Annotated in this window: 9 protein-coding genes; 5 read left to right on the forward strand and 4 right to left on the reverse strand. The window is 39.6% G+C overall.

Annotated elements, in window-relative coordinates; genetic code table 11:
• Positions 1–399: 399 nt before the first annotated feature.
• The 3 genes from GQR46_RS11065 to uvrD form a co-directional block, all read right to left on the reverse strand.
• Positions 400–1248, reverse strand: a complete 849-nt coding sequence (locus tag GQR46_RS11065) for a chemotaxis protein (RefSeq protein ID WP_165727087.1) — start codon at positions 1246–1248, stop codon at positions 400–402.
• Positions 1249–1350: 102 nt separating this feature from the next.
• Positions 1351–3420, reverse strand: a complete 2070-nt coding sequence (locus GQR46_RS11070) for a GNAT family N-acetyltransferase (protein ID WP_165740977.1) — start codon at positions 3418–3420, stop codon at positions 1351–1353.
• Positions 3398–5563 (reverse strand): DNA helicase II, encoded by a 2166-nt coding sequence (gene uvrD / locus GQR46_RS11075; protein WP_007586555.1) that lies wholly within the window; start codon positions 5561–5563, stop codon positions 3398–3400. The genes GQR46_RS11070 and uvrD overlap by 23 nt, the downstream gene beginning before the upstream one ends.
• 303 nt (positions 5564–5866) lie before the next feature.
• Between uvrD and GQR46_RS11080 the strand changes: the two genes are divergently transcribed.
• The 3 genes from GQR46_RS11080 to GQR46_RS11090 all read left to right on the forward strand — a co-directional run bounded on the left by GQR46_RS11080 (position 5867) and on the right by GQR46_RS11090 (position 7305).
• Positions 5867–6091, forward strand: a complete 225-nt coding sequence (locus GQR46_RS11080; RefSeq protein WP_002963009.1) for a hypothetical protein — start codon at positions 5867–5869, stop codon at positions 6089–6091.
• Positions 6092–6207: 116 nt separating this feature from the next.
• Complete coding sequence (locus GQR46_RS11085; protein WP_024592461.1) at positions 6208–6576, forward strand: YacL family protein; 369 nt, start codon at positions 6208–6210, stop codon at positions 6574–6576.
• 105 nt (positions 6577–6681) lie between these two features.
• On the forward strand, positions 6682–7305 hold the full coding sequence (locus GQR46_RS11090; RefSeq protein ID WP_165726845.1) for a dUTP diphosphatase: 624 nt from the start codon (positions 6682–6684) through the stop codon (positions 7303–7305).
• A gap of 15 nt (positions 7306–7320) precedes the next feature.
• Here the strand turns inward: GQR46_RS11090 and yrfG are convergent, their stop codons facing one another.
• Entirely contained in the window at positions 7321–7968 is a 648-nt protein-coding gene (yrfG, locus tag GQR46_RS11095; RefSeq protein ID WP_007378908.1) for a GMP/IMP nucleotidase, read from the reverse strand.
• A 61-nt stretch (positions 7969–8029) separates the two neighbouring features.
• Between yrfG and nudE the strand changes: the two genes are divergently transcribed.
• Entirely contained in the window at positions 8030–8602 is a 573-nt protein-coding gene (gene nudE / locus GQR46_RS11100; RefSeq protein WP_007586548.1) for an ADP compounds hydrolase NudE, read from the forward strand.
• Positions 8595–9398, forward strand: coding sequence for a 3'(2'),5'-bisphosphate nucleotidase CysQ (gene cysQ / locus GQR46_RS11105; protein ID WP_007586545.1), 804 nt, complete (start codon positions 8595–8597; stop codon positions 9396–9398). Before nudE ends, cysQ begins: the two co-directional genes overlap by 8 nt.
• Positions 9399–9576 lie beyond the last annotated feature (178 nt).

Raw genomic sequence — 9576 nt, forward strand, 5'->3', positions numbered from 1 at the left:
CCGAATCTAACGATTCGGGCTTTTTTACGTCTGCAGAAAAGTGAAATACGTGCAATTAATGTACACTCGTCAACACCTAGCATGTAGGTCGAGCGTAGCGACTCCCGACGCTAGAATCACAACAAAAACCCTCAATACCCCATTCGGCCAATAAATTAGCATTTGCTACGTGACTTTCTACTGCTGTGGGCACTATGACATTCTACTGCGTAGCGCACCGACTTCACATTGTAGCGAGCCCGGATCTAACGATTCGGGCTTTTTTACGTTTGCAGAAAAGTGAAATATGAGTAACTAACATTACGCACTCGATTTCTCTCCAATTTATCTAAATGTACAAGTCGAGTAGAATAGCTCCTTACTTCAGTACTAAAGTTTATAACCAAATCTAACGACTATTTAAAATAGTCCGTAAGCTTGAGTTTCTTCACTTTCAGATTCTTCTAGTTGTGTTGGTTTAAATATTACGCTTGGATCAATTAATACACTGTGCTTTTGTGTAAGCTTGATTAATCCTCGCATCATATTTTTAGTTTGTGGGTCTAGATCAAAACCAACCTCAGTGAGCTTATCTAGTGGTTTAATGTCTTCTTTTTTATAGTCGATATTATCTTCGACTTTATCTACCAATAACCCTACGTGTGGGTTTAAGCCGTCTTTAGTGGTAAAAACAATAATAGGTTTATAGTCTAAGGTTATTTGCTCTTTAGCTGATTCGAATAAACGCTCTAGCTGAATTAGGTTACTACGCTTAATTTTTTCGAGCAGAGCTGATACTTGTTTATAATCGCTTTGATTATGAGCTGATATAGCTTCTTTTACCGTTTCTAGCAATGATTGGAAAGGTTCGTTAAGTCGAGACATTGTTAGTTTTAAGTCTTCATTATCGGTGTTGAACTCTTTGTAAAACAGAACAAAATCTTGTAGTTCTGCATCATTGCTTGAAATAGAAGCCGAGCTATTTAGCAAGTTACTTTGAAGGGTATTGAACCAGTTTAATAGTTTTTCTTGCCATGTTCTTAGTTGTTTTAGTACATGCGCATTACTTTGTTCGGTTGAGATATTATTTAAAATAATACCTAAATCAAACACAGGCGTTGGTATATCCATATAATCTTTAACACCAATAAAGCTTTTATTATTGTTGGGTAAAGTTGTTAGATTATTGTCAAAGCGCTCTGTTAATAAAATATCGAGTATTTTAAGTGAAATTGTTTTGCAGCCCACTTTAAAGTTTATTAATTCCATGCCTTTATCTTAATTTACCTGTTAATGCTTTAAGGATAGAACAAATTAAATAAATAGCTTAAAGATGGATAAGATTTAATAGAGATAGGTAACTAGGAGTTATTAGATGGCACTAGTGAGGTTTTTTATGGCACGTTTAAATTGATTCTCAAGCTGCTTTTTTCCTAATAAACCTAAGTGTTGAATCACTTTTTCATTACATTCATTTTGCAGCACTAACTTTATTAAAAGTTGTTTATCAGACTCTGTTAATTGAGACATACAAGAAGGAGACTGATTCACTACCTGCCAGAGAGTCGCAGAGATATTAAATTGAGTGAAGTTACTGTTTACGAGTAAGGCTAATCGTTCGCGAGTCTCGGGGCTTACTAACTCATCGCTAAATCCTTCAATTAAAATACTTATAAGTTGCCAATCTAGTGTTTTAAAATGTGTTAAAAGAGCATAAAAAAAGTCGTTTTTAAACTGCTTTTTCAAAGGTTGGATAATTGCACTTTTATTGCTTAAGCATTTAACCACAAGCGCTGAATGTTCAGCTGTGCTTTTATCGCGTTGATAACCCAGTTTTACGGTATCAAACCCTTGTTTTTGCCAAAAGTTAAGTAGCTGCGCTGTTGCGCCAAAGCTTGCACCAAACCAACTACATTGGCTTTTTACTTGCGACTCGCAATAGCTAAGTAGCTTTTTACCAAAACCCATATTGTGAGAACTCGGATCAATCGCTATTCGTACAACGCGAGCGCTCAACTGTGTTAAGTAGTCATTATTAAAACTAAGTTGTGAGAGGGTTTGAGCCATTAAATGACCCTGTGGGCGGCGCTCTCCGCTTATAACCTGTAGAGCAAGTTCTTCACTTAAACCACCTTCTATTGCGATTAAACATACACCAACTAATCGATTGTTAATTTTGCTGATGAATATTCGTTGCGATGGTGCGTCTAGTAGTTGGCGTAAATCGTTTACACTACTTTGATAGTGAGCCAATGCAAGCAGGGCAATAACTTGTTGCAGTAAAGGCTCATTGTTTACAAGGGATTGCTGAGTTATTTCGCTGTGAACTGGCTGCTCTAATTGCTCACTACTTAACTCTTTATATTGTGCATCGAGTGCAAGCAAGGTGCGAATGTGCTTCTCGAGGGGATCGTGTTTAGCAAAACGCAGTGGCTCATCAAGCGTTACAACTTTAGAGGCTTTATAGTGCGCTTTTATATAGTTACTAAAGCGAATGGTATAACCCCTACCATTGCCCTCATACCCAACCAGTGTACTTGCAAAGACTATACGAGGGTAATGAGCTAGCATTTTTAGCAATAACGGTACAGGGATCGCGGCAGCTTCATCAATGAGTAATAAATCGCACTCAGGTAATGCATTTAATAACGCGTCAGGTGCAACGTAGTGCAAGTTGGCGAGCTGTTTATGTTGAGCGTTGTATTGTAGGTCTAACTCGTTGGCTAAATGTTTAAAGCTACTATGGGTCGCTTTAAACTGAGTGCTGCAAATAATTACTTTTTTATCAGTCAATTTTGCGGCAGCTAAGCCAAGTGCTGCCGATTTGCCTCTACCTCTATCAGCATTAATGAGTAAAGGCCTGTTGGCACGACCATTAGCTATTTTTACTATTTGTTCAACGCAGTTTTGCTGTGGTACATAATCAATTTTATTATGCGTAACAGAGCTGACGAGATTACTAATACAGCCATTTTTTTCACTAAAATGAAAAGCGGGTAATTGCTTAATAATAGCCGCGAAACGTTGATTAAATAAACTGTATTCAATACTCTGACCGTGTGATTGCACTGTACTTAATGAGGGGTCTTGCCAAGAGGCTAAATCATTTAATTCGGGCAGTAATAAAAACAGTATACCGCCTGCTTTAACGGTGCCGGTAAGTGCTGCAAGTTTATCAGGGTGTAAACCACTAAAACCATCGTAAACAGCATGAGCAAATTCTTGCCCTAAAATTTGGTGAGTGCGAGTAGGCCAGTACGAATTTTTAATCGCGCACTGCTTTGATACAACAAGTGTATTGTTTTCATCTATTAATGAGTTAAGTAATTCATAACACCAAGCAGGGCTGCCCGTAATCAACACTAGCTGACGATGATACGCGCCAGCTAGTTGTTGTTCTAACTCATTTAGGTGAGCTTTATACAGCTTGTAATCGTGCATAGGCCGTTACTAACCATTTACTGCCAAGGTCGTCAAAGTTAACTTGTACGCGAGATTGCGCGCCACTGCCTTCGTAATTAAGTACGGTACCAACACCAAACTTAGCATGCAAAACTCGTTGCCCTAAGTTAAAGCCACTGTCTTCAAATGCGGCATGGCTAACTGATGCGCTAAAACGCCCGGCGGCAGGCGGGCGAGAAACCTGTGTTTTAATACGAATTTCTTCAACGCAGTCCTCAGGTATTTCGCGTAAAAAGCGTGATGGGCTATGGTATTTTTCTTGCCCGTATAAACGGCGACTCTCAGCATGGCTAATGTATAACTTATCCATTGCTCGTGTCATGCCTACATAACAAAGGCGGCGCTCTTCTTCCAAACGACCAGACTCTTCGTTACTTTGCTGAGAAGGGAACATGCCTTCTTCTACGCCCACCATAAACACTAACGGAAACTCTAAGCCTTTAGCTGAGTGAAGTGTCATCATTTGAACGGCGTCTTCGTGCTCTTCTGCTTGTCCTTCACCTGACTCAAGTGACGTATGTGCTAAAAAGCCTTGTAAAGGCGAGCTGTATTCTTCGTCTTCAGGAAGTTCGTACTGGTCACATGCGCTAATTAGCTCTTCTAAGTTTTCTACGCGAGCACGGCCTTTTTCACCTTTTTCAGCTTGGTACATTGCCATCAAGCCTGAGGTTTGAATTGTGTACTTGGCTTGCTCATGCAAAGTTAGATCGCTAATTTTATCTTCTATTTGTTCGACTAGTTCTACAAACTTACTTACTGCACCAGAGGCACGACCAGATAAGTGCTGTTGTTCTACAATTGCTTTTGCGGCATACCAAAGCGGTAACGATTCTGCTCGTGCACAATCTCGTATATGGCTCAATGTTTTATCACCAATACCGCGTGCTGGCGTATTAATTACACGCTCAAACGCGGCATCGTCTTGACGATTACCTACTAGGCGTAAATACGAAAGCGCATCTTTAATTTCTTGTCGTTCGAAGAATCGCATACCACCATAAATACGGTATTTTAAGCCTTCTTGCAGCATGGCCTCCTCAAGTACACGAGATTGCGCGTTACTACGGTATAAAATTGCGGCATCTTGTAGGGCATTACCTGCATTTAACCAGCTTCGTAGTTTGCTACTTACAAAGCGTGCTTCGTCTAACTCATTAAATGCTGCATAAATAGAGATTGGCTCGCCGTCGTTACCGTCGGTCCACAAGCTTTTACCCATACGTTCTGAGTTATTTTGAATTAATGCGTTAGACGCTTTCAAAATAGTCGCTGTTGAGCGGTAGTTTTGTTCAAGACGAATGGTTTCTGCGCTAAAGTCAGTTAAAAAACGTTTAATGTTTTCGATTTTAGCACCACGCCAACCATAAATGCTTTGGTCATCGTCGCCTACAATCATAATGCTGTTAGTATCGCCAGCAAGTAATTTTAACCAAGCATATTGAATGGTATTTGTATCTTGGAACTCGTCTACGAGCATATGCGCAAAGCGTTGCTGATAATGACGCAGTAACGTAGGGTTATTTTTTAACACTTCGTAGCTGCGTAGTAATATTTCAGCAAAATCAACTAGGCCCGCTCTATCACAGGCCTCTTGATAGGCGGCATAAACACGCAGCATCATTTGCTCATTAATATCGTATGCTTGAATATCTTTAGGGCGAAGTGCTTCATCTTTTTTGGCGCTTATGTACCAGCCAAATTGCTTAGCGGGCCATTTTTTATCATCAATATTCATCGATTTTAATAAGCGCTTGATCATCCGAAGCTGATCGTCAGAGTCTAAAATTTGAAAGGCTTCTGGTAAATTAGCTTCACGGTGATGAGCACGTAAAATACGATGCGATAAACCATGGAAAGTACCAATCCACATACCACCTACAGGCGCTTTTAGTGTTTCTTCAACGCGGCCACGCATTTCTTTAGCGGCTTTATTAGTAAATGTAACTGCAAAAATACTGTAAGCGGAGGCTTGCTCAACTTGCATAAGCCACGCAATACGATGAACTAACACTCGTGTTTTACCAGACCCAGCACCTGCTAATACCAGCATGTTTTGTAGTGGGGCTGCAACGGCATCGCGTTGTTTGTCATTTAAGCCATCGAGTAATTGTGAAACGTCCATCGTTACGCCTTTTTAATCAATATTGTGGGCAGTATAACAGGTGTTTTTGTTAGGCTAAATAAAATACTGTTTTTATAAACAGCTATTTATAAAATAGTGTTCAAAACGAGTAACTTGCTAATTAATTAAGCGAATAAAAAAGTGTAAACGGATAACAATAATTGCTAATTTGACCTAATTTTAGCAAAATCTACCAACTCTCTAAATCTAGACTAATTTAACTATTTGATTTGTAAGCTTTAATAAATTGGCATAGAGTGTGTAGGTAAATAATTATAAAATCAAATAAATACAGAGGTTAGTATGGCAGATCAAGGTTCTGGCGGTAACGTAATTGCAGCATTATGTAATATATTTTTTCCTGGTTTAGGGCAGTTAGTGCAAGGGCGTATTTTAGCGGCTATATTTTTTGCACTCGCTATTATAATAAGTTACGCACTAATTTATGTGCTTGTAGGCTTTGTACTTGTGCCTATTATTTACTTATGGTCGATCATTGACGCAGCGCGTTATAGATCGCGAAGTTAACGGTTTTAAAGTTGAGTAAAATAGCGCCCATGTGGCGCTATTTTACTTTATATGTCCTGTGGTTTACGGGCGTTTACGTATATAATTACGCAATTAAAGATTTACAGGCAAACCCTATGGAATATCAATTTATTCGCGACCCTATTAGTGGGCTACGTATTAAAATAAGCAGTGAACACGCTATTATTGGTCGCTGGCTAAACGAAGAAATAGGCAAAGACAAAGTAGCCATGGTGCAAGCGCTTATTGCATCGGTAAGTTCAAGCTATGAGCCGCTAACGCTAAAAGGCCAAGAAATAGATTTAATATTAACGAAAGACGAAGCATTATTTGAAGCCCATGCACTTCATCAAGACAGCGAAGACCTAATAGCGTATCAAGATGACGATTTAGCGCTTGAAGAAAATGGTTTAAGTAGTGGTTGTGGCTTTGAAGATTTCATTGATTTAATTGATTCATGGCATGAGTTTACGACGTCACGATAAACATAACTAGCACACTAATAAAAATATACAGCAATGCACAATCAGCATTTTATCTGTATTATTACACCAACGAAAATTACGCCAACCAAAACGACAGGAATTGATATGTCTGCCAATTTAAACAAGCTAGTAGTGATGCTAGAAATGCAAAACGCCATGAATACTAAAGTACATGAGCAATGGTTTACTCAAGGGTTTGAATGGTACCGCGCTATTTGGGTTGAGTGTGCTGAAATGCTAGATCATCATGGTTGGAAATGGTGGAAAAAACAAACACCAGATACTGAACAAGTTATTTTAGAGTTGGTTGATATTTTTCATTTTGGTCTATCGCTTAGAATTGACGGCGAAACTAGCTACGAAGACTTAGCAAAGCAACTTGAAACTGAGCTTAGTAATGCTCAACAAGCTGATGACTTTAAACAAACACTAGAGATATTAGCGGCGTCTGCTGTTGCTGATAAAACGTTTAATGCAGGTGCTTTTGCCGGCTGTATGGCGCAAATAGGTATGGATATTGATGATTTATATCGCGGCTACGTAGGTAAAAATACGTTAAACTTTTTCCGCCAAGATCACGGTTACAAAGATGGTAGCTATATTAAAGAATGGAATGGGCAAGAAGATAACGAGCATTTAGTTGAAGTAGTTAAAAGCCTTGATACAGAACATGCAGATTTTGCAAAGTTAGTATATCAAGGGCTAGAAGCGCGTTACCCAAAAATTTAAGTCACGTAAGTTGAGTTAGATAATCTTACGATAGTCGGTAACACTTAGGTAATCGGCTATTTCGTTATGTGGTTGTTGGCTATCTGGGTTAGCAACTGCAAGTAAGTGCTCAATGCCGTATTCTCGTGCGGCATTCAAAACCGGCACACTGTCATCTACAAACAAAGTGCGCTGCTTATTAAACCCTAAGTCTTTTTGTACTTGGTGCCACAAACTTTGTTGCTCTTTACTTACTCCATATTCATGAGTAGACACTACGCCATCTAGGTAGTTATCAATCGCTGTATGCTCAAATTTAAGCATGACACTCTCAGGGTGGGCGTTGGTAAGTAAAATTAACTCTTTGCCTGCTTTTTTAAGCTCAGTTAAAAAATGAGGTACGTCTTCGCGCATTTTAATTAAATGCTGAGACTCTCGTTTAAGCTCCATTATAGGCAAGCTTAATTGCTGCTCCCAATAATCTAAACAATACCACTGTATTTGACCGCTCACAGCTTGATAGCGTTTTAAAATATCTGCTTTAGCTGCATCTAGGCTAATGCCCCTTGCTAATGCGTGTTGCGCAGGAATAACGTTAAGCCAAAAATGACTGTCGTAATGTAAATCGAGTAATGTTCCATCCATGTCGAGCAAAACGGTATCGATTTTTGACCAATTTAACATAGGAATTTCAACTTATAAGGTTTATTATTGAACTAACTGCCATGATAGCAAATTAACGCCAATGACACAGAAAAAGCACCCAACACCACCACAAATCCTCAGTAACAATGTTGTCGCTAAAAGCCGCCTGTTTACTGTGGAGTCTTTAGAGCTAAAGTTTTCTAATAACGAAGAGCGTCAGTATGAGCGAATTCGCGGCGGTGGCCGGGGAGCAGTGATGATTGTTCCGTTAAGTGCAGACAACGAATTACTACTTGTACGTGAATACTGTGCGGGCACAAACGATTACCAGTTAGGTTTTCCTAAAGGCTTAATCGATCCGGGCGAAACGCCAGAGCAAGCTGCTAACAGAGAGCTTAAAGAAGAAATTGGCTTTGGTGCTGAGTATTTTAAACCATTAAGAACAGTAACAATGGCGCCGAGTTACTTTAATGCCACTATGCATATTTTATTTGCTAAGCAATTATACCCACAAACCCTTATTGGCGACGAACCAGAGCCGCTTGTTGTTGTTAAGTGGCCATTAACTCAGTGGCAGTCATTATTAGACCAAGAAGATTTTACCGAAGCACGCAGTGTTGCAGCTTTGCTATTATTAGATAAGTATTTAGCGTCTGGAGCTGCCGATGAATAAATTAATCGAACCGTGTATTGAATTAGCTGAGCGTGCTGGCGATGCAATTATGGCCATTTATAAAAAAGGCGATATTGGCCAACAAGAGAAATCAGATAATACGCCTGTTACCAAAGCTGACTTAGCAGCAAATGACGTACTGGTTGCTGGATTAAAAGTCTTAGCGCCCGATATCCCAATTATGTCGGAAGAAACACCTATACCTGCACTTGCCGACAGACAGGACTGGCAGCGTTATTGGTTACTCGATCCGATGGATGGTACAGGCGAATTTATTTTAGAAAGTGGCGACTTTGCAGTAAACATTGCATTGATTGAAAATAATCATCCTGTGCTTGGCGTTATTCATTGGCCTGCAAAAGGTGTGACTTATTTTGCTACAGCTAAAAATGGTGCCTTTAAACGTGAAAATTCAATTGATAAGCAAATATCTGTAGCGCCGCCAGAGAACTTGACGCTTGCAGTGAGCCGCCGCCAAAAAATAGAAGCGGTGAGTCAGTATTTAAATAGTCAGTTTACAACTATTGCTATTGGCTCGTGCTCATTAAAAGCTTGTACTGTTGCAGAAGGTAAAGCAGATTGTTTTTTAAGAATTGGTCCAACGGGAGAGTGGGATACAGGTGCTTCACAAGTTATTGTTGAAGAAGCCGGTGGTTGTATTACCGATGCAGAATTTAACCCGCTAACGTACAACCAACGCGAGAGTACTGAGAACCCTGACTTTATAGTGATGGGGCATCCAGACTGGGAATGGCAAAAAATGATTAATCCGCATCAAAGGTTGAGCGCAGAATAGCAATTTGATTGCTTTTTGTTCGGTTGAACAACTTTAATTAGTTTAGGCCTTGCATTAAATGTTTATTCCTATATAGTAGCGCTCTCTTCAAGGCAGGCTCGTAAATATTACGAAAATGTTTTAAAGAAATTACAGGCGCGGGATGGAGCAGTCTGGTAGCTCGTCGGGCTCATAACCC

Origin of the sequence: Pseudoalteromonas sp. Z1A6 (genome assembly GCF_011378745.1) — a bacterium.
GTDB classification, from domain to species: domain Bacteria; phylum Pseudomonadota; class Gammaproteobacteria; order Enterobacterales; family Alteromonadaceae; genus Pseudoalteromonas; species Pseudoalteromonas arctica.

Bases quoted from the DNA above. Each gene is read 5' to 3' on its own strand.
- GQR46_RS11065 (WP_165727087.1), bottom strand. From the start codon at position 1,248: ATGGAATTAATAAACTTTAAAGTGGGCTGCAAAACAATTTCACTTAAA.
- GQR46_RS11070 (WP_165740977.1), bottom strand. From the start codon at position 3,420: ATGCACGATTACAAGCTGTATAAAGCTCACCTAAATGAGTTAGAACAA.
- uvrD (WP_007586555.1), bottom strand. From the start codon at position 5,563: ATGGACGTTTCACAATTACTCGATGGCTTAAATGACAAACAACGCGAT.
- GQR46_RS11080 (WP_002963009.1), top strand. From the start codon at position 5,867: ATGGCAGATCAAGGTTCTGGCGGTAACGTAATTGCAGCATTATGTAAT.
- GQR46_RS11085 (WP_024592461.1), top strand. From the start codon at position 6,208: ATGGAATATCAATTTATTCGCGACCCTATTAGTGGGCTACGTATTAAA.
- GQR46_RS11090 (WP_165726845.1), top strand. From the start codon at position 6,682: ATGTCTGCCAATTTAAACAAGCTAGTAGTGATGCTAGAAATGCAAAAC.
- yrfG (WP_007378908.1), bottom strand. From the start codon at position 7,968: ATGTTAAATTGGTCAAAAATCGATACCGTTTTGCTCGACATGGATGGA.
- nudE (WP_007586548.1), top strand. From the start codon at position 8,030: ATGACACAGAAAAAGCACCCAACACCACCACAAATCCTCAGTAACAAT.
- cysQ (WP_007586545.1), top strand. From the start codon at position 8,595: ATGAATAAATTAATCGAACCGTGTATTGAATTAGCTGAGCGTGCTGGC.